28 protein-coding genes are annotated in these 24,616 nt (G+C 70.7%); 13 read left to right on the top strand and 15 right to left on the bottom strand.

All coding sequences use genetic code 11. The features are described from left to right. Nucleotides 1-969: a diacylglycerol/lipid kinase family protein gene (locus ACWDGI_RS04085; protein ID WP_450755055.1), complete on the bottom strand. Its 969-nt coding sequence runs from the start codon at nt 967-969 to the stop codon at nt 1-3. Nucleotides 970-1,104: 135 nt separating this feature from the next. Between ACWDGI_RS04085 and ACWDGI_RS04090 the strand changes: the two genes are divergently transcribed. Beyond that, entirely contained in the window at nt 1,105-1,545 is a 441-nt protein-coding gene (locus ACWDGI_RS04090; RefSeq protein WP_450755057.1) for a hypothetical protein, read from the top strand. Nucleotides 1,546-1,567: 22 nt separating this feature from the next. Here the strand turns inward: ACWDGI_RS04090 and ACWDGI_RS04095 are convergent, their stop codons facing one another. From ACWDGI_RS04095 to ACWDGI_RS04105, 3 genes are all read right to left on the bottom strand, one after another. Further along, nucleotides 1,568-2,644 carry an RNA polymerase sigma factor SigF gene (locus tag ACWDGI_RS04095; RefSeq protein WP_450755059.1) on the bottom strand — a complete coding sequence of 359 codons (1,077 nt, stop codon included), beginning with the start codon at nt 2,642-2,644 and terminating at the stop codon, nt 1,568-1,570. Between the two features lie 17 nt (nt 2,645-2,661). Continuing rightward, entirely contained in the window at nt 2,662-3,075 is a 414-nt protein-coding gene (locus tag ACWDGI_RS04100) for an ATP-binding protein (protein WP_004925829.1), read from the bottom strand. 270 nt (nt 3,076-3,345) lie between these two features. After that, the gene (locus ACWDGI_RS04105) at nt 3,346-3,606 is read right to left on the bottom strand and encodes a UBP-type zinc finger domain-containing protein (protein WP_365801712.1); all 261 of its coding nucleotides are present in this window, start codon (nt 3,604-3,606) and stop codon (nt 3,346-3,348) included. 61 nt (nt 3,607-3,667) lie between these two features. On the opposite strand from ACWDGI_RS04105, the gene ACWDGI_RS04110 reads away from it, so the two are divergent. Then, nucleotides 3,668-5,263, top strand: a complete 1,596-nt coding sequence (locus tag ACWDGI_RS04110) for a Na+/H+ antiporter (protein ID WP_450755061.1) — start codon at nt 3,668-3,670, stop codon at nt 5,261-5,263. 20 nt (nt 5,264-5,283) lie between these two features. Here ACWDGI_RS04110 and ACWDGI_RS04115 read toward each other — a convergent pair whose 3' ends face one another. Then, nucleotides 5,284-6,165, bottom strand: coding sequence for a 1-aminocyclopropane-1-carboxylate deaminase/D-cysteine desulfhydrase (locus ACWDGI_RS04115; RefSeq protein ID WP_450755063.1), 882 nt, complete (start codon nt 6,163-6,165; stop codon nt 5,284-5,286). Nucleotides 6,166-6,198: 33 nt separating this feature from the next. Then, nucleotides 6,199-6,789 (bottom strand): N-acetylmuramoyl-L-alanine amidase, encoded by a 591-nt coding sequence (locus ACWDGI_RS04120; RefSeq protein WP_450755065.1) that lies wholly within the window; start codon nt 6,787-6,789, stop codon nt 6,199-6,201. 287 nt (nt 6,790-7,076) lie between these two features. Between ACWDGI_RS04120 and ACWDGI_RS04125 the strand changes: the two genes are divergently transcribed. The 4 genes from ACWDGI_RS04125 (at nt 7,077) to ACWDGI_RS04140 (ending at nt 10,502) form a co-directional block, all read left to right on the top strand. Beyond that, nucleotides 7,077-8,483: a family 2B encapsulin nanocompartment shell protein gene (locus ACWDGI_RS04125; protein WP_450755067.1), complete on the top strand. Its 1,407-nt coding sequence runs from the start codon at nt 7,077-7,079 to the stop codon at nt 8,481-8,483. Between the two features lie 113 nt (nt 8,484-8,596). Next, a complete protein-coding gene (locus tag ACWDGI_RS04130; protein WP_450755069.1) occupies nt 8,597-9,697 on the top strand; it encodes a family 2 encapsulin nanocompartment cargo protein polyprenyl transferase in 1,101 nt (366 codons plus the stop codon). 256 nt (nt 9,698-9,953) lie between these two features. Next, entirely contained in the window at nt 9,954-10,160 is a 207-nt protein-coding gene (locus tag ACWDGI_RS04135) for a hypothetical protein (protein WP_450755071.1), read from the top strand. A 9-nt stretch (nt 10,161-10,169) separates the two neighbouring features. Further along, nucleotides 10,170-10,502 carry a DUF952 domain-containing protein gene (locus ACWDGI_RS04140; protein ID WP_450755073.1) on the top strand — a complete coding sequence of 111 codons (333 nt, stop codon included), beginning with the start codon at nt 10,170-10,172 and terminating at the stop codon, nt 10,500-10,502. Here ACWDGI_RS04140 and ACWDGI_RS04145 read toward each other — a convergent pair. The 3 genes from ACWDGI_RS04145 to ACWDGI_RS04155 form a co-directional block, all read right to left on the bottom strand. After that, nucleotides 10,499-11,239, bottom strand: a complete 741-nt coding sequence (locus ACWDGI_RS04145) for a VOC family protein (RefSeq protein ID WP_450755074.1) — start codon at nt 11,237-11,239, stop codon at nt 10,499-10,501. The two genes, ACWDGI_RS04140 and ACWDGI_RS04145, sit on opposite strands and share 4 nt — an antisense overlap. Nucleotides 11,240-11,258: 19 nt before the next feature. Further along, nucleotides 11,259-11,675, bottom strand: coding sequence for a VOC family protein (locus ACWDGI_RS04150; protein ID WP_362731516.1), 417 nt, complete (start codon nt 11,673-11,675; stop codon nt 11,259-11,261). 326 nt (nt 11,676-12,001) lie between these two features. Beyond that, a complete protein-coding gene (locus tag ACWDGI_RS04155) occupies nt 12,002-12,400 on the bottom strand; it encodes a helix-turn-helix transcriptional regulator (RefSeq protein ID WP_450755076.1) in 399 nt (132 codons plus the stop codon). Nucleotides 12,401-12,506: 106 nt separating this feature from the next. On the opposite strand from ACWDGI_RS04155, the gene ACWDGI_RS04160 reads away from it, so the two are divergent. The 3 genes from ACWDGI_RS04160 to ppk2 are packed head-to-tail and all read left to right on the top strand — an operon-like array spanning nt 12,507 to nt 14,836. Beyond that, complete coding sequence (locus ACWDGI_RS04160; protein ID WP_450755078.1) at nt 12,507-13,661, top strand: anion permease; 1,155 nt, start codon at nt 12,507-12,509, stop codon at nt 13,659-13,661. A gap of 14 nt (nt 13,662-13,675) precedes the next feature. Further along, nucleotides 13,676-13,906, top strand: a complete 231-nt coding sequence (locus ACWDGI_RS04165; RefSeq protein WP_450755080.1) for a hypothetical protein — start codon at nt 13,676-13,678, stop codon at nt 13,904-13,906. A 33-nt stretch (nt 13,907-13,939) separates the two neighbouring features. Beyond that, nucleotides 13,940-14,836 carry a polyphosphate kinase 2 gene (ppk2, locus tag ACWDGI_RS04170; protein WP_450755082.1) on the top strand — a complete coding sequence of 299 codons (897 nt, stop codon included), beginning with the start codon at nt 13,940-13,942 and terminating at the stop codon, nt 14,834-14,836. Nucleotides 14,837-15,055: 219 nt separating this feature from the next. On the opposite strand, the gene sodN is transcribed toward ppk2, so the two are convergent. Next, nucleotides 15,056-15,451 (bottom strand): superoxide dismutase, Ni, encoded by a 396-nt coding sequence (gene sodN / locus ACWDGI_RS04175; protein ID WP_055634112.1) that lies wholly within the window; start codon nt 15,449-15,451, stop codon nt 15,056-15,058. 145 nt (nt 15,452-15,596) lie between these two features. Between sodN and sodX the strand changes: the two genes are divergently transcribed. Continuing rightward, nucleotides 15,597-16,049, top strand: a complete 453-nt coding sequence (gene sodX, locus ACWDGI_RS04180) for a nickel-type superoxide dismutase maturation protease (protein WP_450755313.1) — start codon at nt 15,597-15,599, stop codon at nt 16,047-16,049. On the opposite strand, the gene ACWDGI_RS04185 is transcribed toward sodX, so the two are convergent. Beyond that, entirely contained in the window at nt 15,935-16,582 is a 648-nt protein-coding gene (locus tag ACWDGI_RS04185; RefSeq protein ID WP_450755084.1) for a CGNR zinc finger domain-containing protein, read from the bottom strand. The two genes, sodX and ACWDGI_RS04185, sit on opposite strands and share 115 nt — an antisense overlap. Nucleotides 16,583-16,682: 100 nt before the next feature. On the opposite strand from ACWDGI_RS04185, the gene ACWDGI_RS04190 reads away from it, so the two are divergent. Beyond that, nucleotides 16,683-17,453 carry a class I SAM-dependent methyltransferase gene (locus ACWDGI_RS04190; protein ID WP_450755086.1) on the top strand — a complete coding sequence of 257 codons (771 nt, stop codon included), beginning with the start codon at nt 16,683-16,685 and terminating at the stop codon, nt 17,451-17,453. Nucleotides 17,454-17,518: 65 nt separating this feature from the next. On the opposite strand, the gene ACWDGI_RS04195 is transcribed toward ACWDGI_RS04190, so the two are convergent. The 3 genes from ACWDGI_RS04195 to ACWDGI_RS04205 are packed head-to-tail and all read right to left on the bottom strand — an operon-like array spanning nt 17,519 to nt 20,233. Continuing rightward, the gene (locus ACWDGI_RS04195) at nt 17,519-18,319 is read right to left on the bottom strand and encodes an amino acid ABC transporter ATP-binding protein (RefSeq protein ID WP_358919137.1); all 801 of its coding nucleotides are present in this window, start codon (nt 18,317-18,319) and stop codon (nt 17,519-17,521) included. Further along, entirely contained in the window at nt 18,316-19,245 is a 930-nt protein-coding gene (locus ACWDGI_RS04200; RefSeq protein ID WP_450755089.1) for an amino acid ABC transporter permease, read from the bottom strand. Before ACWDGI_RS04200 ends, ACWDGI_RS04195 begins: the two co-directional genes overlap by 4 nt. A 31-nt stretch (nt 19,246-19,276) precedes the next feature. Continuing rightward, nucleotides 19,277-20,233 (bottom strand): ABC transporter substrate-binding protein, encoded by a 957-nt coding sequence (locus ACWDGI_RS04205; protein ID WP_450755091.1) that lies wholly within the window; start codon nt 20,231-20,233, stop codon nt 19,277-19,279. A 584-nt stretch (nt 20,234-20,817) separates the two neighbouring features. Between ACWDGI_RS04205 and ACWDGI_RS04210 the strand changes: the two genes are divergently transcribed. Then, the gene (locus ACWDGI_RS04210; RefSeq protein ID WP_450755093.1) at nt 20,818-22,050 is read left to right on the top strand and encodes an NAD(P)-dependent malic enzyme; all 1,233 of its coding nucleotides are present in this window, start codon (nt 20,818-20,820) and stop codon (nt 22,048-22,050) included. Nucleotides 22,051-22,375: 325 nt separating this feature from the next. Next, nucleotides 22,376-23,341, top strand: a complete 966-nt coding sequence (locus ACWDGI_RS04215; RefSeq protein ID WP_450755095.1) for a zinc-binding dehydrogenase — start codon at nt 22,376-22,378, stop codon at nt 23,339-23,341. Nucleotides 23,342-23,505: 164 nt separating this feature from the next. On the opposite strand, the gene ACWDGI_RS04220 is transcribed toward ACWDGI_RS04215, so the two are convergent. Next, nucleotides 23,506-24,615 (bottom strand): PadR family transcriptional regulator, encoded by a 1,110-nt coding sequence (locus ACWDGI_RS04220; protein ID WP_450755097.1) that lies wholly within the window; start codon nt 24,613-24,615, stop codon nt 23,506-23,508. Nucleotide 24,616: the final 1 nt, after the last annotated feature.

Here is a 24,616-nt window from a genome sequence, read left to right on the forward strand (position 1 = left end):
TCACACAATCACACGCAGTGCGCGGCGTACGCCTGTGAACGTCACGCTCGTACGCAGTCCTAGGTGGTCGCCGTCCATCTGAAGGGGGAGGGGGACCTTCGAATGCAAGGTGAACTGGTCCAGGTCGTGCAGGGACACGGCGTGCTTGCCGTGGGGTCCGCGCTCGGGGGACGAAGTGAGCAACTGGGTGCCATACCGGGCAACCGCGGCGGTCGACAGACGGCTGAGACCGAGTACGTCGATGCCTTTATCGAACGAGGCCTTAGGCGACGTGTACATCGGGCGATTGCCGAGATACGTCCAGGGCGAGGTGTTCGAGACTATCGCCACCACGAGATCCGTGATCGGGTCGGCGCCGGGCTGTTCGAGGGTGATCGTGCCGCGCCGCCGGTGCTGCTCACCGAAGAACTGCCGCACGACCTGCCGTACATACAGAGCGTGCGTCGATTTCTTGCCGAGCTCGCGTTGCTGCTCGACCCGGCCGACCACGCCGGCGTCGAAGCCGAGCCCGGCGTTGAAGGTGAACCAGCGGGCCGGGGCCGCCTCGTCCGCGGTGCCGGGGGTGCCGGCCGTCAGCCCGAGGCCGACGACCCGCTCCTGTTTCTCACGCAGCGCGTCGAGCAGGGCGCCGGTGGCCTCGACCGGGTCGTTGGGCAGGCCGAGAGCGCGTGCGAAGACGTTGGTGGAGCCGCCGGGGACCACGGCGAGTCCGGGCAGCCGGTCCGGGTCGGGGCCGGCGTGCAGGAGACCGTTGACCACCTCGTTGACCGTACCGTCGCCGCCGAGGGCCACGACCAGGTCGATGTCTTCGCTCTCCGCCGCCTGTCGGCCCAGGTCGCGGGCGTGGCCGCGGTACTCGGTGGTGACGGCCTCCAGTTCGACCTCGCTCGCGAGCGCGTGGATCAGGACATCGCGCCTACGTGCGCTTGTGGTGGTTGCCGCCGGATTGACCACGAGAAGTGCACGCATGGATTGCAGCGTACCTACTGGGAAGTACCGGGCCCAGGCCGTGTTAGGGATCCGGTAAGAGAAAGAGGCGTGAGTCTGAACACGTGGCCCTGCGGGGCGGGGCCGACGTTTTCGGGCGAGGGCTACCCTTCTGGCGTGAGCAATGCGCCTACGGCTGAGAAGGCCGACGTGACCGACGGACCCCGTCCGCGACGGCTGACGTATGCGGCCGCGCTGAGTGCAGTGGAAGGGCTCGCGCTGGCGGTCGGCGGGGTGTGGATGCTCGTCCTCGGACTCACCGGGTCTCCGGACGACCGGGGGCAGGCGGTCACCGGGGGCATCACCGTGATCGTGCTGGCGCTGCTGCCGCTACTGGCGGCGCGGGGACTGCTGCTGCGGAAGAGCTGGAGCCGGGGGCCCGCGGTGATCACACAGATCATGGCGCTGCCGGTGGCCTACAACCTGCTGCAGGCCGACAGCGCGGCCATCCCGGCGGGGATCGCGTTGGCCGTGGTGGCCATCGCCTCGCTGGTTCTGCTGGTGAACTCGGCTACCACCCAGGCCCTTGGGATCAAGGGACCGGGGCGTAGCAGCTGATCTCCGGCCTCGACGGAAAGACCTACTCCTCGACCAGCAGCTTCTCCCGGAGCTGGGCCAGCGTCCGGGCCAGCAGCCGGGAGACGTGCATCTGGCTGATGCCGACCTCCTGGGCGATCTGGGACTGCGTCATGTTGCCGAAGAAGCGCAGGAGAAGGATCCGCTTCTCGCGGGGCGGCAGGTCCTCCAGCAGCGGCTTGAGGGACTCGCGGTACTCCACGCCCTCCAGGGCCTCGTCCTCCGCGCCGAGCGTGTCGGCGACCGCGGGGGACTCGTCGTCGGTGTCGGGGACGTCCAGGGACAGCGTGGAGTAGGCGTTGGCCGACTCCAGACCCTCCAGGACCTCCTCCTCCGAGATCGCGAGCTTCTCGGCCAGCTCGTGGACCGTGGGGGAGCGGCCGTGCTGCTGGGACAGCTCCGCCGTGGCGGTCGTGAGCGCGAGACGCAGCTCCTGGAGGCGGCGCGGGACGCGGACCGCCCAGCCCTTGTCGCGGAAGTGCCGCTTGATCTCGCCGACCACGGTCGGGGTGGCGTACGTGGAGAACTCCACGCCCCGCTCCGGATCGAACCGGTCGACCGACTTGATCAGGCCGATGGTGGCGACCTGGGTGAGGTCGTCCAGCGGCTCGCCACGGTTGCGGAACCGGCGTGCGAGGTGCTCCACGAGCGGCAGATGCATCCGGACCAGCTTGTTGCGCAGCTCCGCGTACTCGGGGCTGCCGTCCGTCAGCTTGCGCAGCTCGATGAACATGGCGCGCGCTCCGCTGCGGTCCTGAGGTTGTACGTGCTGGGTCGCCTGCACGACCTCCGCGGCCAGCGCCTCGTCCTCGGCGTATCGCTCGTGCTCGCTCATCGTCCCGCCCGTCGCCCTTCCACGAGCCTTCGCCCCGGCTCGGTCCGGGGCCGCGACCCCGTTCCGCCCGTCCGGAGGCGCGCTCTGCGCGGCACCGTCCAGCCCGACCGGCGCGGAGGGTTCCTCCGGGTGCGGCCTGGCCTGTTCCGGGATGCCGTCGATGCCGTCAGCCATGCGGCGGGAGCCGGCCTCGGGGTCTTCGCCCCCGGCCGACAGCTCCCGTGTGCCGCGCTCTTCGTCCCGCACCGGCCCGTCCCCGTTCCTCACGCCGGCCCGGGTCCCGCGCCGCGCTGTTTGTAGAGGCTGATCGACACGGTCTTGTCCTCGTCGACGGCCGACGAGACCTTGCCCGCCAGGGCCGAGAGCACGGTCCAGGCGAAGGTGTCGCGCGAAGGGGCGTGGCCGTCCGTGGTCGGGGCGGAGACCGTGACCTCCAGCGAGTCGTCGACGAGGCGGAAGACACAGCTGAGAACCGAGCCGGGAACGGCCTGCTGGAGCAGGATCGCGCAGGCCTCGTCCACCGCGATGCGCAGGTCCTCGATCTCGTCCAGGGTGAAGTCCAAGCGGGCGGCGAGACCGGCCGTGGCCGTCCGCAGCACCGACAGGTAGGCACCCGCAGCCGGCAGCCGGACTTCCACGAAGTCCTGGGTCGCGGGCTCGCCTGCGATCTGGGACACCCTCACCTCCATGGTGGTACAAGCTTTTCGGGGCCGAGGGTCGCCCCCCGGGGTAACGCACTACGTGGTTCAGCGGTGACGCTACCGCGCTCCGAACTTTTCCGCCCGGGACCCCAACCCCCTGGCGTCACTCACAGTAAACCTGTGGATACGCTCCGTGTCTAGGGGTCCGGCTTGCCCAATTGGGAAGAGCGCGCGCCGGGTTGACGTACCCCGGCGTCGAACCGTCGAACCGTCACCACGGCCGCCTTCAGCGGCCGTAGTGCAGTGTCACACGAGGACGTGGTCGACGAAGCACCAGCGCCAGTCCTCGCCCGGCTCGAAGGTCCGCATCACGGGGTGACCGGACGTCTCGTGGTGCCCCGTCGCATGTCTTCCCGGTGACGAGTCGCAGCAGGCGACATGGCCACAGGTCAGACAGAGCCGCAGCTGGACGGGGTGCCAGCCCCGCGAGAGACACTCTGGGCAGGTCTCGTTCAGCGGTTCGGGTTCCGGGTGCGGCAGCGCGCCGGCGTGCGTGCACTGTTTCATGATTGCCAGATTACGACGGGTGTGCGGGTGGCCGCGCGAAAAATGAGGGCGGGCGAGGATCTTGGACGTGTTGCCACTGCTGTTGCTGGTCGCGGGAAGCGCGGCGATCGCGGGTGCGGCGCGTCGCACCCCGGTGCCGGCGCCCCTGCTGCTGGTCGCCGTCGGACTGGCGGTCTCGTACATTCCCGGGGTCCCCGACTACACGCTCGACCCGGACATCGTGCTGCCGCTGGTGCTGCCCCCGCTCCTGTACAAGGAGGGCACCGAGAGCTCGTACCTGGACCTGCGGGCCAACATGCGGCCCGTGGCGCTGCTGTCGGTCGGGTACGTGCTCTTCGCGACCTTCGTCGTCGGCTGGGCCGCCTACATGATCGTGCCCGGGCTGCCGCTGCCGGCGGCGCTGGCGATGGGCGCGGTGCTGGCGCCCACGGACGCCGTCGCGGCCGCCGCGATCGCCCGCCGGGTGGGGCTGCCGTCCCGGCTCACCACGATCCTGCAGGGCGAGTCCCTGCTGAACGACGCCACCGCGATCACCGCCTACCGGGTCGCCGTCGCGGCCGCCATCGGAGAGGGCGCCTCCTGGATGCACGGGGTCGGCGAGTTCCTGGTGGCCGCGATCGGCGGCGTGCTGGTCGGCCTGGTGCTGATGGTGCCGATCCACTGGCTGCGCACCCATCTCCAGGAGCCCCTGCTCCAGAACACGCTGTCGCTGCTGATCCCGTTCGTCGCCTATGGCGTCGCCGAGCAGTTCCACGCCTCCGGTGTGCTGGCGGTCGTGGTGGTCGCCCTCTATCTCGGCCACCGCGCCTGGGAGGTCGACTTCGCCACCCGCCTCCAGGAGGACGCGGTGTGGCGGATGGTCGCGTTCCTGCTGGAGTCGGCGGTCTTCGCGCTGATCGGACTGCAGCTGCCGGTCGTCCTGAAGGGCCTCGGCGCGTACCGGGGCATCGACGCCGCCTGGTACGCGATCGCCCTCTTCCTCGTCGTGGTCGCGGCCCGGTTCGTGTGGATCTACCCGGCGGCCTTCCTGCCGCGCATGCTGTTCCGGCGGATCCGCGAACGGGAGGAGAAACCCACCTGGAGAACGCCCGCCGTCGAGTCCTGGGCCGGCATGCGCGGGGTCGTCTCGCTGGCCGTCGCCTTCTCGATCCCGCTCACCGTGCACGACGGCGGCCCCTTCCCGCAGCGCAACCTGATCCTGTTCCTGACCTTCACGACCGTCATCGGCACCCTGGTGGTGCAGGGCCTCAGCCTGGCCCCGCTGATCCGCCTGATGAAGTTCCCGCCCCGGGACGTGCAGGCCGAGACCCTCGCCGAGGCCAACGCCCAGGCGCAGGCGTCCCGCGTGGCCGAGAACCGTCTCGACGAACTCCTCTCCGACGAACGCAACGAACTGCCCCCGCCGCTCGCCGACCGCCTGCGCTCGGTCCTGGAACGCCGCCGCAACGCCGTCTGGGAGCGCCTCGGCCAGACCAACCCCGTCACCGGCGAGTCGGTCGACGACACCTACCGCCGGCTGTCCCGCGACATGATCAGCGCCGAACGCGAGGTCTTCGTCCGCCTGCGCGACCACCGCTACATCGACGACGAGATGCTCCGCACGCTGCTGCGACGACTGGACCTGGAGGAGGCGGCGGCGTACCGGGAGGCCGCCTGAGTCCGCGCCGCAAGCGCTGGTCAGGCGGTGATCACCGCCGCCACCCGGGTCCCGCGCCGCCACGCGCCCTCCGCGGCCAGCTCGACAAGTCCATACAGCAGTTTGGCGACATACAACCGCTCCACCGCCAGCCCGTGCCGGTCCTCGAAGTCCCTGGCGAAGTCGTCGAGTTCGGGCGTCCTCCGGGCGTACCCGCCGAAGTGGAACCGCTCGTCGAGCGACCAGTCCCCCCGCCGTCCCCCGAACGCCTCCCGCTGGAGCCGCTCCGTCTCCCCGGCCAGGAACCCGCCCCGCAGCACCGGCACCCCCAGCGCGCGCTGTCCCGCGCCCAGCCCGGCGGCGAGCCCGGCCAGCGTGCCGCCGGTTCCGCACGCGATCGCCACCACGTCGGCCCGTCCGCGCAGTTCCTCGCCCAGGGCCCGGCACCCGCGTACCGCGGCCGCGTTGCTGCCGCCCTCCGGTACGGCGTACGCGTCCGCGGTTCCCGTCGCCCGCGCCAGAGCGGCGAGCACCTCCGGCTCGGTCTTGCGTCGGTACGTCGACCTGTCGACGAAGTGCAGACGCATGCCGTCGGCCGCGCACCGCGCCAGCGAGGGGTTCAGCGGCCGGGCGGCCAGTTCCTCGCCCCGCACCACGCCCACGGTCGGAAAGCCGAGCAGGCGCCCCGCCGCGGCCGTCGCCCGCAGATGGTTGGAGTACGCCCCGCCGAAGGTGAGCACCGGGCGTCCGGCCGCCGCCTCGATGTTCGGGACCAGCTTGCGCCACTTGTTGCCGATCAGCTCCGGGTGGATCAGGTCGTCCCGCTTGAGGAGGAGCCGGACGCCGTGGCGGGCGAACCGGTCGTCGGCCACCTCCTCGAGAGGGGACGGGAGCCGGGGGGTGAGTATGTCGGCGCTGGTCACGCCGTCATTGTCGCCCGGAGCGTGCACAAGGGGTCACTTCAGACGGTCCCGGACGCGCTCGCGCAGCCAGGCCATCGTGAACCCACGGGGGTCCACCTTCCCCGGCTGCCACTCCGCGTGGCCGATCACGGACCGCTCGGACCAGCCGTGCCGCCGGCACACCGCCGCGGCCACCTTCTCGACCGCCTCCAGCTGCGCCTCGGGCCAGGGGTCCTCGCCGTCGCCCAGGTTCTCGCACTCGAAGCCGTAGAAGTGCCGGTTGCCGTCGGTGTTCGCCTCGTTGTCCGGGGGCAGGGCCTTCTCGGCGATCACGGCGCGCAGGACGTCGTCGTCGCCCAGTCCCGCGTGGTTGGCGCGGCCGTGGCCGACGAGGTGGACCGTGCCGTCCTTGGTGATCACGCCGTGGCAGAGCGGGCCGGGCAGGTCGGGGCGGCCGTCGTAGCAGATCCGGACCGTGGGGCCGGTGCCGTGGGTCACCGTGTGGTGGATCATCACGCCGTGCACCGGGCCCCAGGGCCCCTTGTGGTTCCGGTTGTGTTCTCGCCAGTCGCCGACCTCGACGACCGTGACGCCCTCGCTCCGCAGCGCGTCGAGGAGAGCGTCCGCGGACATGGGTGGGGCCATGGCCGCCTCCTTAGCTTTTGTGCTGGCTTGTACCGAACCTTCTACAGAAGTCGGCAGTCCCGGACCAGCCCCCACGAAGGTGTTCGGATCGTGTACGAGCCGATCCGGACAAGTCGTCATATCGCAGGTCAGGTGAGTGGATATTCGCCCGGCATGCCCACTTGTTCGATGATCTATTCCCGCTCTTTCGGGTAATGGTCCGGGCACGTTCCGTGATGACAGGGTGGCCGGTGAGACCGATGCGTGGGCAGTTCGGCGTCCGCGCAGGTATGGGAGGGCATTTCCTTATGTCGGTAGGCGAAGAGGTCCGCACGGATCAGGGCAAGCCGCAGCAGTCTCTGGACACGGCGGCCGCGCGGAACCTGGCCACCACGACCAAGTCCGCGCCCCAGATGCAGGAGATCAGCTCCCGCTGGCTGCTGCGGACGCTGCCCTGGGTCGATGTCCAGGGCGGCACGTACCGAGTGAACCGGCGGCTCACCTACACGGTCGGTGACGGCCGTATCACGTTCCTGAAGACCGGAGACCGGGTCGAGGTCATCCCCGCGGAGCTGGGCGAGCTGCCCGTCCTGCGGTCGTACGAGGACCAGGAGGTGCTGGGGGAGCTGGCCCAGCGCTGCCGGCAGCGCGACTTCGCCGCGGGAGAGGTCATCGCCTCGTTCGGCAGCCAGGCGGAGGAGGTCTATCTGCTGGCCCACGGCCGTGTCGAGAAGATCGGCACCGGCCCGTACGGCGACGACGCGGTGCTGGGCGTCCTCGCCGACGGCGCGCACTTCGGCGAGCAGGGCCTGATCGACCCGGACGCCATCTGGGAGTACACCGCCCGCGCGGACACGGCCTGCACCGTGCTGACCCTGTCCCGGCAGGACTTCGAGCAGGTCGCGGAGCGCGCCGACTCGCTGCGCGAGCACCTTCAGCAGCTGCGCGCGATCCCCGAGCAGCGCACCAACAAGTTCGGCGAGAAGGAGGTCGCCCTCGCGGCCGGCCACAGCGGCGAGCCCGAGATCCCGCACACCTTCGTCGACTACGAGGCCCGGCCGCGTGAGTACGAGCTGAGCATCGCCCAGACCGTGCTGCGCATCCACACCCGGGTCGCCGACCTCTACAACCAGCCGATGAACCAGACCGAGCATCAGCTCCGGCTCACCGTCGAGGCGTTGAAGGAGCGCCAGGAGCACGAGCTGATCAACAACGCGGAGTTCGGTCTGCTCAGCAACTGCCAGTACGACCAGCGGCTGCAGCCGCACGACGGCGTGCCCAGCCCGGACGACATGGACGAGCTGCTCAGCCGCCGCCGCGGCACCAAGCTCTTCCTCGCCCACCCGCGTGCGATCGCCGCCTTCGGCCGTGAGCTCAACAAGCGCGGACTGGTCCCCGAGTCCGTCGAGGTCGGCGGCAACCGCATCCCGACGTGGCGCGGGGTCCCGATCTACCCGTGCAACAAGATCCCGGTCTCCGAGGCCCGGACCACCTCGATCATCGCCATGCGTACGGGCGAGGCGGACCAGGGTGTCATCGGGCTGCGCCAGTCCGGGATCCCCGACGAGATCGAGCCGAGCCTCTCGGTGCGCTTCATGGGCATCAACGAGCAGGCCATCATCAACTACCTGGTCACGGCCTACTACTCGGCGGCCGTTCTGGTCCCCGACGCGCTCGGCGTGCTGGAGAACGTCGAGATCGGCCGCTGGAGGTGACGTTTCCGCACTTCGCGGCCGTGTCCCCGCCCTCCGGGGCGGGTACACCCTCGGGGTACGTGCCGAGCCGGGGCGGAGACGCCACCGTATGCGCACTCCGCGAGGGGGAGGCCATGGCCGAGTTCGTGACGGAGCGCCAGCAGCGTGCCACCGGGGTGCCGCCGGGGGGATCCGAGTCCCTCGACGGGGCCGAGGCGGCGGCCATACTGGAGCGGGCCCGGGCGTCCGTCGACCCCGAACTGCACGCGGCCGTCGACTCGTTGCCGGGTTCGATGCGGCGGATCGCGCGCTACCACTTCGGGTGGGAGCACGCGGACGGCACCCCGGCGGCCGGCGACGCGGGGAAGGCCATCCGGCCCGCTCTCGTCCTCGCCGCCGCCGACGCGCTCGGCGGACCGGCAGCCCGCGCGGCCGCCGTGCCGGCCGCGGCCGCCGTGGAGCTGGTGCACAACTTCACGCTGCTGCACGACGACGTCATGGACCGGGACACCTCCCGGCGGCACCGGCCCACGGCGTGGACCGTGTTCGGCGACGCCGACGCGATCCTCGCCGGGGACGCCCTCCAGGCGCTGGCCCTGCGGCTGCTCGCCGAGGACCCGCACCCGGCGTCCGGGCCCGCCGCCGCCCGGCTCGCACAGTGCGTCCTCGAACTGTGCGCCGGTCAGCACGCGGACACGGCCATGGAGGACCGGGCACCCGGCGAGGTCACCCTCGACGAGGTGCTCGTCATGGCCGAGGCCAAGACGGGGGCGCTGCTCGGCTCCGCGTGCGCCCTGGGCGCGCTGTACGCGGGGGCGGCGGAGGAGGAGGTGGCGGCGCTCGACGGCTTCGGCCGGCAGTCCGGGCTGGCCTTCCAGCTGATCGACGACGTCATCGGGATATGGGGTGATCCACGGCGCACCGGCAAGCCGGCCGGCGCGGACCTGGCGGCCCGCAAGAAGTCCCTGCCGGTCGTCGCGGCCCTCACCTCCGGTACCCCGGCGGCGGCCGAACTCGCCGAGCTGTACGCCAAGCCGCGGGTGCGGGCCGACACCGACGAGATCGCGCGTACGGCACTGGCCGTGGAGCGGGCCGGCGGCCGTGACTGGGCGCAGGCCGAGGCGGCCGACCGGATGGCACGGGCGGTGCAGGAGCTCACCCGTGCCGTGCCCGACCCCGAGTCCGCCGGCGGCCTGCTCGCGCTCGCCGAGTTCGTGACCCGGCGCAGCAGGTGAAGACCCCGGGGCCCCCGGAACCGCGCGGCTCCTGACCCCGCACGGCTCTCCGGGGGCTCCGGCCCAACGGGTCCCGCACATCCCCACGGCGTGCGGGGCCCGTCGTTTTCGAGGGGCGCGTCGCCTGCGACGGGGTGCGTCGCCTGCGACGGGGTGCGGGGCCCGACGCCCTTCGCCGTCGCCCCGGCGGGTCCTGCCGGGTTCTGCCGGTTTCCTTCGGATCCCGGAGGTCTCGGTTTCGGCCTAGGCTGGAGGTATGGACAGCCAGGAGCGGGTCTGTCCGGAGTGCGGGCAGGCCGTGGAGAGAGTGGTGCGTCGGCACAAGACGCTGGGCGCGTGGGTTCCCGTGTGGGGGCCCGGTCCCTGCCGTAATCCCGACTGCGCCGGAAACCGTGCGGGGGAACGGCCGCCGCAGTCCCCGCCGTCCGAGGGCGCCGGGAAGCACGACCCGGCGACGCCCTAGCGTTACGGCATGACCGGACTCGCGAACATCCTGCACATCACCGAGCGCTCCCTGTGGGAAGAGGCCCGCGCGCGCGGCACCTACGAGCTGTCCACCCGCGGCCGCACCCTCCAGGAGGAGGGCTTCATCCACTGCTCCACCCGCGACCAACTCCCGCGCATAGCCGCCTTCCTGTACGGCTCCTACGACGGCCCGGACGAGCTGGTGGTGCTGGTCGTGGACCCGGCACGGGTCGGCGTACCGGTGAGGTGGGAGGCGGCGGAGCCGGGCGGCGAGGAGTTCCCGCACGTGTACGGACCGATCCCGGTGACGGCCGTGGTGGACGTGGAGCCCTGGGGCTAGCCCCTGCCCGGGAGCCCGCCCGTCTCCGGGTCGCGGCCGGTCAGGCAGTAGACACCGCCCGCCGGGTCGCGCAGCACCGTCCAGTGCCGGCCCTCGGCCACCTGGACGGCGCCGAGCTCCTCGTGCCTGGCCCGGGTCGCCGCGATGTCCGCGCAGGCCAGGTCGAGATGGGCGGTGGCGGGCCGCTCGTCGGCCAGCCGCTGCAGCAGGAACCGCACGGGCAGCCCGGCCGGCGGCCTGAGCACCCGGAACTCCGGCAGTGAACCGGTCAGCAGCTCCCAGCCGGTCAGCTCCGCCCAGAACGCGGTCTCCATCTCGTACGCGGACGGCGGGATGTCGAGGCTGACCTGGTCGAGCCGGCTGCCCGCGACGACCGGCGGCCGTACCGACTCCCCCTGCCAGGGCACCGCGCACCACGACTGCCCGGCCGGCGACCGCAGTACGGCCCAGCCCTCGTGCTCGGCTACCGGTTCGGCGCCGAGTTCGCGGGCCCGCTTCACCAGCCCCGGCACGTCCTCCGCGCAGAGGTCCAGGTGGGCTCCGCCGGGCCCCGAGTCGACGCCCTGGACCTTGACGCAGGCGTCGACGCCGGTGGTCGGCAGCAGCGTCACGAACTCGTCGTTCTCCCCGCGGGGTGCGGAGAGGAAGGTGCCCGTGACGGCCGTCCAGAAGGCCTGGGCGGCGGCGAGGTGCGCGGCGGGGCGGTCGGCGAAGGCGTACGTCCAGCGGATGGTCATGGAGGGGATCGTAGAGGGGCTACTCGTCCCGGCGTTCCGTGAAGCGCAGCAGGTTGCCCGCTGGGTCACGGAACGCGCAGTCCCGCACGCCCCAGTGCTGGTCCGTCGGTTCCTGGATCACGTCACCGCCGTGTTCCCGCACCCGTTCGTACAGCGCGTCGCAGTCGGTGGTGGAGAAGATCACCCCGCGCAGCATCCCCTTGGCGAGCAACTCCGCCATGGCCTGCCGGTCGGCCGGGGAGGCGTCCGGGTTGGCGCCCGGCGGCTCCAGCACGATCTCCACGCCCGGCTGCTGCGGCGACCCGACGGTCACCCAGCGCATCCCCTCGAACGCCACGTCGTTGTGGACCTCCAGGCCGAGAACGTCCCGGTAGAAGGCCAGGGCCTTGTCATGGTCGTCGACGGCGATGAAACACTGCGCGAGTTTTACGTCCATGGGGTCAGGCTAGGAGGAAACGATCCGCCGTGCCGGGTCAGCTCATGGCCCAGACATAGGGGTCGTGACCGGGAGGCGGGGCGGCCCCGTCGGTGGGGTCGGGGGCGCGGATGCCCGAGGTGCCGACGAGGGCCCGGGTGACATGGGCGGCTGTGACGGCCGGCGGACCCTCCGGGGGCGGGTCCGCGCGGGCGGTGTGCGCGGTGGTCTGGGCGGTGGTCTGCGCGGTGCCGGTGGTCTGCGCGGTGCCGGTGGTGTGCGCGGTGGTGTGTGCGGTGTCGACCTCGGCGGCCAGTGTAGGGCCGGGGCAGCGGAAAGTGATCCGTTCAATGCGGGCGGCGACGGGGCCGGGTGAACGTACGGGCCACGCAGGACGGGATCACCGTGCTCTCCTCGTGGTCCCGCGCCCGGTACGCGCTCGGCGTCTCCCCGACCAGCTCGGTGAACCGTGAGCTGAAGGATCCGAGCGAGGTGCAGCCGACGGCCATGCACACCTCCGTCACGGTGAGGTCGCCGCGCCGCAGGAGGGCCTTGGCCCGTTCGACCCGCCGGGTCATGAGGTAGCTGTACGGCGTCTCCCCGAAGGCCTTGCGGAAGCTGCGCTGGAAGTGCCCCGGCGACATGAGGGCCGTGCGTGCGAGCTCGGTCATGTCGAGCGGCTCGGCGTACTCGCGGTCCATGCGGTCGCGCGTTCGGCGCAGCCGCCTCAGGTCCTCCAGGGTCATGGCCTCAGCATGGCATGCACATCGCGCACGCGGACCGGCTCTGTTCTTGTACCTTCGTTTCCCTCCGGTTCTCGCGCAATTGGCTCGCGCTTGTTTGCATATAGGAATGGACCACATCACGTTCCTCGTGGCGGTCGTGATCGTCACTGCGCTTGCTTTCGACTTCACCAACGGGTTCCACGACACGGCGAACGCGATGGCCACGTCCATCGCGACGGGTGCGCTCAAACCGAAGACGGCCGTTCTGATCAGCGGAGTGCTGAACCTGGTCGGAGCCTTCCTCTCGACGGAGGTCGCCAAGACGATCTCCGGCGGCATTGTGAACGACGCCAAGGTGACCCCCGCGATGATCTTCGCGGGGCTGGTGGGTGCGATCCTCTGGAATCTGCTGACCTGGCTGGTCGGACTGCCCTCCAGCTCCTCGCACGCCCTGTTCGGCGGGCTGATCGGCGCGGTGTGGGTCGGCGCGGGCTCCGGCGCGGTCAACTTCGGCAAGGTCCTCGAGAAGATCATCATCCCGGCGTTCGCCTCGCCGGTGGTGGCGGGCGTCGCCGCGCTGATCGCGACGTACTGCGCCTACAAGCTCACCGCCCGCGGCCGCGCGGACTCCGTGACCAGGGGCTTCCGGCTCGGGCAGATCGGCTCGGCCTCGCTGGTCTCGCTCGCGCACGGCACCAACGACGCCCAGAAGACCATGGGCATCATCACCCTGACCCTGATCTCCGTCGGCGCGCTCCCCGGCGACGCCGGCCCGCCGGTCTGGGTCATCTTCTCCGCCGGTCTCGCCATCGCCCTCGGCACCTACATCGGCGGCTGGCGGATCATCCGCACCATGGGCAAGGGCCTGACCGAGATCCAGTCACCGCAGGGCTTCGCGGCGGAGACCGCCTCCACGGCCGTCATCCTGACCTCGGCCCACATGGGCTTCGCCCTGTCCACCACGCAGGTCGCCTCCGGTTCCATCCTCGGCGCGGGCCTCGGCCGGCGGCTCGCGGAGGTCCGCTGGGGCATCGCCGGGCGCATGGTGGCCGCCTGGGTGATCACCCTGCCCTCCGCCGCGCTGGTCGGCGGCATCTCCGCGGCCGCGGTCAAGCACGGCGGCAACTTCGGCACGGTCGTGGTCGCGCTGGTCGGCGCCGCGCTCGCGGCGGGCATCGTCCTGCTGTCGCGTCGCAACCCGATCGACGCGAAGAACGTCAACGACGGCCACGAGGTCGCCATCCGCACCACGCCCCCGTCGCACGTCGGTACCGCCGCCTGAGTGAGGGAGTTCCCATGAGCATCGACTGGACCGCACTCGGCGAGGTCACCGCCGTGAGCATCGGAGTTACATTCGCAGTGGTGGTTGTCTTCTCTCTCGGCGTCCTCGGGCTCGCCCGCCAGGAGGGGGCCAAGGAGCGGGGCGGCACCAGCGCCGTGGGCGCCGCCCAGGCGGGGCTGTGCTTCCTCGCCTGTGCGGCGGTGGTGGCGTACGGCATCTACCTGATCGTGCCGCAGTTCCACTGATCCACCGACCCGCTAGCCGCTGAGGAGGACTGGATGACGACGCCGGACCTGCTGTCCGACCTGGCCGACCTGAAGGTCGACTACAGCGACCCGGACGACCCCGTACTCATCCGCCCGGACGGATCCCCGATCGACACCTGGCGGGAGAACTACCCGTACCCGCAGCGCATGGAGCGCAAGGAGTACGAGTGGCACAAGCGGCTCCAGCAGATCGAGCTGCTGAAGCTGCAGACCTGGATCAAGGAGACCGGGCGCCGGATAGTCATCGTCTTCGAGGGCCGGGACGCGGCCGGCAAGGGCGGCACCATCAAGCGCTTCACGGAGCACCTGAACCCCCGTGGCGCGCGGGTGGTGGCGCTGGAGAAGCCCAGCGAGCGCGAGAGCGGCCAGTGGTACTTCCAGCGCTACGTCGAACACCTCCCGACGGCCGGTGAGATCGTCCTCTTCGACCGGTCCTGGTACAACCGGGCCGGCGTCGAGCGGGTCATGGGCTTCTGTTCGGACGACGAGTACCGGCGCTTCATGCGGCAGGCCCCGCTGTTCGAGCGGATGCTGGTGGACGACGGGGTGGACCTGGTGAAGTTCTGGTTCTCGGTCTCGCAGAGCGAGCAGCGGACCCGCTTCACCATCCGCCAGGTCGACCCGGTACGGCAGTGGAAGCTCAGCCCGATGGACCTGGCCTCGCTGGACCGCTGGGACGACTACACGGCCGCGAAGGTCGCGATGTTCCGGGAGACGGACACCGAGTACGCCCCCTGGACGGTGGTCAAGAGCAACGACAAGAAGCGGGCCCGTGTCGAGGCCATGCGCAGCGTTCTGGCCCGTTTCGACTACGCCAACAAGGACGAGGAGGTCGTCGGCAGCCCGGACCCGCGGATCGTGGGTGCGGCGGCGGGCCTCCTGGAGGCCGGCGAGGACGACCACCACTAGCCCCGACCCGAAGAGCCCGGCCGGTTCCCCGGCCGGGCTCTTTGCTCGTGAAACCTGATGAACACGGCTCGGCGCAGGGCCCGGGGATCTTCCACATGATCTGAATCCGGGCCCGGCCGCCGCCTCATGGGCGGGCCGGGGGAAACGACCGCACCCGGCCGCCTCGGACGCCGTGGGTGGCGGCCTGCGGGCCGGGTGCGGGCTGGTGGACCGGGAAGGTCAGGCCTTCTTGGTCTCCCAGAAGATCTTGTCGATCTCGGCGATGAGCTCCAGGGCCTTCTCGCCGGTCTTCGGGTCCGTGGACGCCTTGGCGGCGGACAGGGCCTTCAGGGTGTCGTTGACCAGCACGTGCAGCTGCGGGTACTTCTCGAAGTGCGGGGGCTTGAAGTAGTCACTCCAGAGCACCGACACGTGGTGCTTGGCAAGCTCGGCGCGCTGCTCCTTGATGACGGTGGCGCGAGCCTGGAAGTGCGGGTCGTCGTTGGCGGCCATCTTCTCCTGCACGGCCTTCACCGACTCCGCCTCGATGCGGGCCTGGGCCGGGTCGTACACACCGCAGGGCAGGTCGCAGTGTGCGCTGACCTTGACCTTGGGGGCAAACAGGCGGGAAAGCATGGAGCATTCCTTCCTCGTGATCGTCTTCTCAGGTGGGACATTACTCCCTGGGAAGCCTGATTTCGCGAGTGCCCCCATGGGCTTAGGACAAAAGTCCAGGGTCAGACTGAGACTGGTGGAGGAACGGACCGGGGAGGTGCCGGCGATGCCGGAGCTGTCGCAGGAGACCGAGCGGGGGAGGGGCGCCGCGCTCTTCGGGCTGGCCGAGGTGACCGGCCCGTCGATGGTGCCCACGCTGTACCAGGGGGATCAGCTCCTGGTGCGCTACGGGGCCCGGGTGAGGGCCGGTGACGTCGTCGTCCTGCGCCATCCTTTCCAGCAGGACCTGCTGGTCGTCAAGCGGGCCGCGGAGCTGCGCGAGGGCGGCTGGTGGGTACTCGGGGACAACGCGTACGCGGGCGGGGACAGCACGGACTACGGGGCCGTGCCGGACGAACTGATCCTCGGCCGCGCCCTGTTCCGCTGGCGGCCGCTCAGGGCCGGTCAGCGCTCGCCGCTGGCGCTGGCGCGCTGGGCGCTCTCGGCGGCCCGCCCGGTGCTCGCCGACCGGTCGGCCAGGTCGGGCCGGTCCGCCTCCAGGCGTTTGCGGGCCCGGTAGGCGGCCACGTTGGCGCGGGTCGCGCAGCGGTCCGAGCAGTAGCGCCGGGAGCGGTTGGTGGAGGTGTCGAGGTAGGCGTTGCGGCACGGCGCCGCCTCGCACAGGCCGAGCCGGTCGACGCCGTACTCGGTGAGGTGGAAGGCCAGGCCCATCGCCGCGATCGCCGCATAGCCCGCGGTGGCGTTGGAGGGGTGGTCGGCCAGGTGCATGTGCCACAGCGGGCGGTCGTCCTCGTCCCGGTGGTCGTGGCCGGAGATCTGCGGTGACACCGGGAATTCGAGCAGCAGTGAGTTCAGCAGGTCCACGGCCAGGGTCTCGTCGCCCTTGTCGGCCGCCTCGAAGACCGCGCGCAGCCGGGCCCGTACCGAGCGGAAGCGGGTGACGTCGGCGTCGGTGGTGCGGCGGGCCGCCGACGCGTTGACCCCGAAGAGGTCGCGGACGGCCTCGACCGAGGTCAGGGAGTCCTTGCCCCGGGCCGGTTCCTCGCTGTTGACGAGACGGACGGCATAGTCCGAGTAATAGGCCAGTTCCACTTGTAGTCCTTACGGGGGTGTTCTACGGTCAGTGGTGCGGTCGGGTAACAGCCGGTCGTGCTTCCAGGGTATTACGGGACTCGTACGGCGGAGGGTTGCCATGACGGACGCGCAGACGACCACGACCGGGGCCGACTGGCGGGCCTGGCAGGAGAGCTGGGACCGGCAGCAGGAGTGGTACATGCCGGACCGCGAGGAACGGTTCCGGATCATGCTCGACATGGTCGAGGCGCTCGTCGGTACGGCCCCGCGGATTCTCGACCTCGCGTGCGGCACCGGTAGCATCACCGCCCGGCTGCTCGACCGCTTCCCGGCGGCCGTGAGCGTCGGAGTCGACCTCGACCCGGCCCTCCTCGCCATCGCCGAGGGCACCTTCGCGGGCGACGAGCGGGCCACGTTCGTCACCGCCGACCTCAAGGACCCCGAGTGGACCGCTCGGCTGCCGTACGACTCGTACGACGCCGTCCTGACCGCCACGGCCCTGCACTGGCTGCACAGCGAACCCCTCGCGGCTCTCTACGGTCAGGTCGCGGAACTCGTCCGCGACGGCGGTGTCTTCATGAACGCGGACCACATGATCGACGACAGCACGCCCCGGATCAACGCGGCGGAACGGGCGCAGCGGCATCGCCGTATGGATCAGGCCAAGGAGTCGGGAGCGCTCGACTGGGCCGAGTGGTGGCAGCTGGCCGCGCAGGACCCGGTACTGGCCGGCCCGACGGCCCGCCGGTTCGAGATCTACGGCGAGCACGCGGAGGGCGAGATGCCCCCGGCGGCCTGGCACGCACGCGTGCTGCGGGAGAAGGGCTTCGGCGAGGCCCGGGCGGTGTGGTGCTCGCCGTCGGACACGCTGCTGCTCGCGGTGAAGTAGACAGACCGAAGGGGCGGTACGAGAAGAGTCGTACCGCCCCTTCGGTGGCGTCGGCCGTGGTCCTGTTACAGCACCTTCGACAGGAACGACTTCGTGCGGTCGTGCTGGGGGTTGGTCAGGACGTCACGCGGGTGGCCGGACTCGACCACCACGCCGTCGTCCATGAAGACCAGGCTGTCGCCGACCTCGCGGGCGAAGCCCATCTCGTGGGTGACGACGATCATCGTCATGCCGTCCTCGGCCAGGTCCCGCATCACGTCCAGGACCTCGCCGACCAGCTCCGGGTCGAGCGCGGAGGTCGGCTCGTCGAAGAGCATCAGCTTCGGCTGCATGGCGAGGGCGCGGGCGATCGCCACCCGCTGCTGCTGGCCGCCGGAGAGCTGCGCCGGGTAGTGGCCCTTGCGGTCGCCGAGGCCCACCCGGTCGAGGAGCCGCTCCGCACGCTCCCGGGCCACCGCCCTGGACTCGCGCTTGACCTGGACCGGCGCCTCCATGACGTTCTCCAGGGCCGTCATGTGCGGGAAGAGGTTGAAGCGCTGGAACACCATGCCGATGTCCCGTCGCTGCGCTGCGACCTCCTTCTCCTTCAGCTCGTAGAGCTTGTCGCCGTGCTGGCGGTAGCCGACCAGATGACCGTCGACGTACAGCCGGCCGGCGCTGATCTTCTCCAGATGGTTGATGCACCGCAGGAACGTGCTCTTGCCGGAACCGGACGGGCCGATCAGGCAGAACACCTCGCGCGGCAGCACCTCCAGGTCGATGCCCTTGAGGATGTGCGCCAGCCCGAACGACTTGTGCACGCCCTCGGCCTTGACCATCGGCGCGCCGCTGCTCGGCGGGGTGATGTCCTTGGCGAGACCGGTCATCGGGCCACCTCCGGGCGGCGGAACGAACCGAACAGGCGGAGGTTCTTCCGCAGACGCTGGAACGGCGTCGGCGGCAGGTTGCGCGTCGAACCGCGGGCGTAACGGCGCTCCAGGTAGTACTGGCCGACGCTGAAGACGCTGGTGAGGATCAGGTACCAGATCGACGCGACGAAGTACATCTCCACGACCGCCAGCGAGGTGCTGGAGATGTCCTGGGCGCGCTTGATCAGTTCGTTGAACTGCACCGCGTACGCCAGGGACGAGGTCTTGAGCATGTTGATGAACTCGTTGCCGGTCGGCGGCACGATCACCCGCATCGCCTGCGGCAGGATCACCCGGCGCAGCGTCTGGCCGCTGGTCATGCCCAGCGCGTGCGAGGCCTCGGTCTGGCCCTCGTCGACCGACTGGATGCCGGCCCGCACGATCTCGGACATGTACGCGGCCTCGTTGAGGCCGAGACCCAGCAGCGCCGCCAGGAACGGCGTCATGACCTGGTTCATCTCGTCCTTGTAGAACCCCAGGTTGAGGATGGGGAACACGAGGGACAGGTTGTACCAGAGCAGCAGCTGCACCAGCACCGGAGTACCGCGGAAGAACCAGACGTACAGCCAGCCCACGGTGCTGGTGACCGGGTTCGAGGACATCCGCATCACCGCGAGGATGATGCCGAGGACCAGGCCCAGGACCATCGCGAGCACCGAGATGTACAGCGTGTGCCAGACGCCGGACAGGATGGTGCCGTCCGTGAGGTAGTCCGGGATGATGCTGTAGTTGATGTTCGCGTTGGAGAAGGCGATACCGATCAGCACCAGGACGGCGATGACGGCGGCGCCGGCCACCCAGCGGCCGTAGTGGCGTACCGGGATGGCCTTGATCTGCTCCGGCGGCACCGTCGGCGCCGGAGTCTTGTCGGCCGTGTCAGTCACAGTGACAGCCCTTCAGTCTTGCCCGGGGTGCTCAGGAGCCGCCGTTGGTCTTCGCCTCGGTGACCGCGCCCTGCGTGACGTTCCACTTCGCCAGGATCTTCTGGTAGTCGCCGTTCTTGATGATCGCGTCGAGGGCGGCCTGGAGGGCGTCACGCAGCTGGGTGTTCTCCTTGGTGACGGCGATGCCGTAGGGGCCGGCCTCGATCTGGTCGCCGACGACCTCGAAGTCCTTGCCGCCGCCCGAGGTCTTGGCGTTGTAGGCCGCGACCGGGAAGTCGTTCAGGTCGGCGACGGACGCACCCTGCTTCAGCCGGAGCAGCGCCTCGGGGTCGGTGTCGAAGGTCTGCAGGGTGATGGCCTTCTTGCCGTCCTTCGTACACTTCGTGCTCTGCGCCTTGGCGATGCCCTCGGAGGTGGTGCCCTGCTGCAGGGCGACGACCTTGCCGCACAGGTCGTCGAGGGACTTGATGCCCTTCGGGTTGCCCTTCTGGACGAGGATCGAGGTGCCGGCGGTGAAGTAGTCGACGAAGTCGACGCCGTTGCCGACCTTCTTGCCGGTGTCGGAGTCGATGCCGTTCTGGCGGTCCTTGGTGTCGTTCATCGCCGACATCACCATGTCGAACCGCTTGGACTGCAGACCCACGATGAGCTGGGCGAACTTGCCGTTCTGGAAGTCGAACTTCACGCCCAGCTGCTTGCCCAGCGCGTCCGCGATGTCCGGGTCGACACCGACGGCCTTGCCGTTCTCCATGTACTCGACCGGCGGGTAGGCGATGTCCGAGCCCACCTTGATCACACCGGCCTTGCGGATGTCGTCCGGCAGCTTGCTCGCCAGCGGGGCCGAGGACGAGGAGGAGCCGGTGTCGCTGCCCTTGTCCGTCTGGTCACCGCAGCCGGTGAGGATCAGGGCGCCCGCGACCGCGATCGCACCGAACGCTGCGGTCCTGGAGCGCGCGACAGTGGTACGACGGGTGGAGCTTGCGGTCATGGTGGTTTCCTCCGGCGGTGGGTTGAACAAGCCGATATACCGATGTGCCTGATATGTCGATATGCCGATGGGTCGACGGAAACACACACCATCGGGTGTCGCGACCTCGTGGGTTTACGGCATCCTGCCATTGGGATTGCTCCATTCAGGCGTGTCACGATGTCAAAATCGGATAACGGGTGACCCCCGGGACACGTCGGGCAGGGCCTCCCTCGACCCGCCGCCCCGCACATCTGCGGGAATCCGACCTTCTGGCCGGAAGATCTTCGGTTCACCGCCGGTTCATCCCGGGCCCTACCCCGGGGTCGTCCGCCGGTCACCCGGACCGCTCATCTGTCGGTTACCTACGACATCCGTGATGTGACCTTGCGCCTATTCGACTCGTCGCGGGCGCCGTCCGTCCGGTAAGAAGGTTCTTTACACCCCTCATCCGGGGCTCCAGGGCGCGTGTGCGGCGCGCCCGTCGCGCAGGCGCTCGTACGTGCCACTCGTACGTATCAGTCGTCGGGCCCTGCGCGGTGCCCGTCCACTTCCTCACCGGAAGCGGCCGACCCTCAACCATGCATACCTAAGGGGTAAGACAAGTGGCAGCGGAGATCGTCAATCCTCGCAGCGACAGCACGCCGGGCAATTCGGACCAGGACGGTGGGGCCGAGCCCCTCGACTCCTTCGATCCGGCGTTCGCGCTCCACCGCGGCGGCAAGATGGCCGTGCAGGCCACCGTGCCGATCCGTGACAAGGACGACCTTTCCCTCGCGTACACGCCCGGAGTCGCGCGCGTGTGCACCGCGATCGCGGAACAGCCCGAGCTGGTCAACGACTACACATGGAAGTCGTCCGTCGTGGCCGTCGTCACCGACGGTACGGCCGTGCTCGGACTCGGGGACATCGGCCCCGAGGCCTCCCTCCCCGTGATGGAGGGCAAGGCGATCCTCTTCAAGCAGTTCGGCGGCGTGGACGCGGTCCCGATCGCCCTCGCCTGCACCGACGTCGACGAGATCGTGGAGACCGTCGTCCGGCTCGCTCCCTCCTTCGGCGGAGTCAACCTCGAGGACATCTCGGCACCGCGGTGCTTCGAGGTCGAGCGCAAGCTCCAGGAGCGGCTCGACATCCCGGTCTTCCACGACGACCAGCACGGCACGGCCGTCGTGACGCTGGCGGCGCTGCGGAACGCGGCGCGGCTCAGCCGCCGGGAGATCGGCCAGCTGCGGGCGGTGATCTCGGGCGCCGGCGCGGCCGGGGTCGCGATCGCCAAGATGCTGGTCGAGGCCGGCATCGGGGACGTCGCCCTGGCCGACCGCAAGGGCATCATCTCGGCGGACCGTGACGACCTCACCGCCGTCAAGCGCGAGGTGGCCGGGTTCACCAACAAGGCCGGACTCAAGGGCACCCTCGAGGACGCGCTGGCCGGCGCCGACGTCTTCATCGGCGTCTCCGGCGGTACGGTCCCGGAGGAGGCCGTCGCCTCCATGGCCGAGGGCGCGTTCGTGTTCGCCATGGCCAACCCGAACCCGGAGGTGCACCCCGACGTCGCCCACAAGTACGCGGCGGTCGTCGCGACCGGGCGGTCGGACTTCCCCAACCAGATCAACAACGTGCTGGCGTTCCCCGGGATCTTCGCGGGCGCGCTCCAGGTGCGGGCCTCCAGGATCACGGAGGGGATGAAGATCGCCGCGGCGGAGGCGCTGGCGTCGGTCGTCGGCGACGATCTCGCCCCGGACTACGTCATCCCCTCGCCGTTCGACGAGCGGGTCGCCCCGGCGGTGACCGCGGCGGTGGCCGCGGCTGCGCGCGCCGAGGGCGTCGCCCGGCGCTGACGTTGAGCTGAATGGCCCCGCCCTCCCGGGCGGGGCCATTTCTTTGCCCGACCACCCACCCGTTCGGGTGCCTACGAGGTGACCGCCCGCCCACCCGTTCGGGTGCCTACGAGGTGACCGCCGTCCTGGGGGCTGCCGCCCCAGGCCCCTGCAGGGGCCTCAGCCGTTGTCGGGTGCTGGTCGGTGGGGGCTGATCGCGCAGTTCCCCGCGCCCCTCACGGGGCGCCGGCGGCCGTGCCCCTGCGCGGGGCGCCCCGCGCAAGAGGGGATGTGTCACAGCACCCCCCGGTTTCGCCCTCGGCCCCGGGAACCTATCGTCGGCCCTATGTTCGCCGTCTACGCCGCCCGAATCGACCGCGACCAGCCGCTCTCCGGCCTTGAGTTGGGGGATCGTCCCGCCCCCGGGGCCCGTCCCGGCTGGAGTACCGTCGATGTCCGGGCCGCCTCCCTCAACCACCACGACCTCTGGTCCCTGCGCGGTGTCGGTCTCCCGGAGGGCCGGCTGCCGATGATCCTCGGCTGTGACGCCGCCGGCGTCGACGCGGACGGCAACGAGGTCGTCCTGCACTCCGTGATCGGGCAGAGCGGCCACGGGGTCGGGCCGGACGAACCCCGGTCCATCCTCACCGAGCGCTACCAGGGCACCTTCGCCGAGCAGGTCGCCGTACCCACCTGGAACCTCCTGCCCAAGCCCAGGGAGCTGTCCTTCGCGGAGGCCGCCTGTCTGCCCACCGCATGGCTGACGGCGTACCGGATGCTGTTCACCAACGCGGGCGTCCGTCCCGGTGACTCGGTCCTCGTGCAGGGCGCGGGCGGCGGCGTCGCCACCGCCGCGATCGTGCTCGGCAAGGCCGCGGGGCTACGGGTCTTCGCCACCAGCCGGGACGAGGCGAAGCGCAAGCGGGCCCTGGAACTGGGCGCCGTCGAGGCGGTCGAACCGGGGGCCCGGCTGCCGCAGCGGGTGGACGCCGTGATCGAGACCGTCGGCGCCGCCACCTGGTCCCACTCGGTGAAGTCGCTGCGCCCCGGCGGCACGATCGTCATCTCCGGTGCCACCAGCGGCGACCGGCCCTCGCACGCCGAGCTGACCCGGATCTTCTTCCTCGAACTGAAGGTCGTGGGCTCGACCATGGGGACCAAGGACGAGCTGGAGGACCTGCTCGCCTTCTGCGCCGCCACCGGAGTACGTCCCGTCATCGACGAACTGCTGCCGCTCGACCGCGCCCGCGAGGGCTTCCAGCGGCTGGAGTCCGGCGACCAGTTCGGGAAGATCGTCCTGACCAACTCGTGACCGGCTCCTGACCGGCTCCTGAGTGGCTCCTGAGCGGCGGCGAGCGGTCACGTCGTGCGCGAGGGGGAAGCGGGCGGAAGGGGAAGCGGGCGGAAGGGGAAGCGGGCGGGAGAGGAAGCGGGTTGGGCCGTGTGCGGCGGCCCGCTTCCCCCCTCGCCCCTTCCTCAGGACTTCGGGCCGCGCAGCAGCGCTCCGATGCGGGCCGCCGCCGCCGACAGGTGGCGACGGGTGTCGGCGAGTTGCTCCGCGCTGACTCCGTGGTCGCGGGCCGCGTCCCGGATGTCGTCACGGAAGCGGTCCAGGAGCCGGTCGAGGTCGCGGGCCGGATCGCCGGTGCCGGTCTCGTCGCCGTGCGCCCACTCGGGGACGTACTGGGCCGGGAAGTCCTCCGGGGTCCCCGAGTACTCCGGTGTCCGGGGCTCGGCCGGCGCCGGCTTGCGGAGGTCCGGGCCCGATCCGGGCTGCGGCTCGGCACGGCCGCCGAAGCCGAAGTCCTTGCCGAACTCCCTCCCGAACTCCATGCCGTAGTCCTTGCCGAACTCCCCGAACTCCTTGGCGAGTTCGGTAAGGCCCTCGCGGACCCCCGTCGGCCAGTCACCGCGTGCGAAGTGGTCCTGGACGTGCTCCTGCACCCGGTGGGCGATGCGCTGCATCTCCTCCTGGGCCTGCGCGCGGGCCCGGGCCTGGGCCTCCTGGGCCTGCCGGCGGGCCCGCTGGGCCTCGTCACGGGCCCGGCGGCTCTCGTCCTTGGCCCGGCGGGCCTGCTCCTTCCACTCCTGCTTGGCACGCCGCATCTCCTCCTTGGCGGCCCGCCAGGACTCCTTGTCACCGAGGTCGCCGAACTCCCCGGCCCCGGCCCCGGCCGCGGCCCCCGTTCCGCTGCCGCGCCGGGCCTCCGAGGCGGCCGCCCGCACCTCGCGGCGCAGATCGCCGGCCGCGCCACGGACGTCGGCCCTTATCTCGGCGGCCAGTTCGGCCACCGACTCCCGGATCTCCAGCTCCAGGTCGGCCAACTCGCCGCCGCGGTCCGCCAGTTCGGCGCGACCGGCGTCGGTGATGGCGTAGACCTTGCGGCCGCCCTCGGTGGTGTGCGTGACCAGGCCCTCCGCCTCCAGCTTGGCGAGGCGGGGGTAGACGGTGCCCGCCGACGGGGCGTACAGGCCCTGGAAGCGTTCTTCGAGCAGCCGGATCACCTCGTAGCCGTGGCGCGGGGCCTCGTCCAGCAGTTTGAGCAGGTAGAGGCGGAGACGTCCGTGGGCGAAGACGGGAGGCATC

This window comes from Streptomyces sp. NPDC001220, assembly GCF_053597895.1.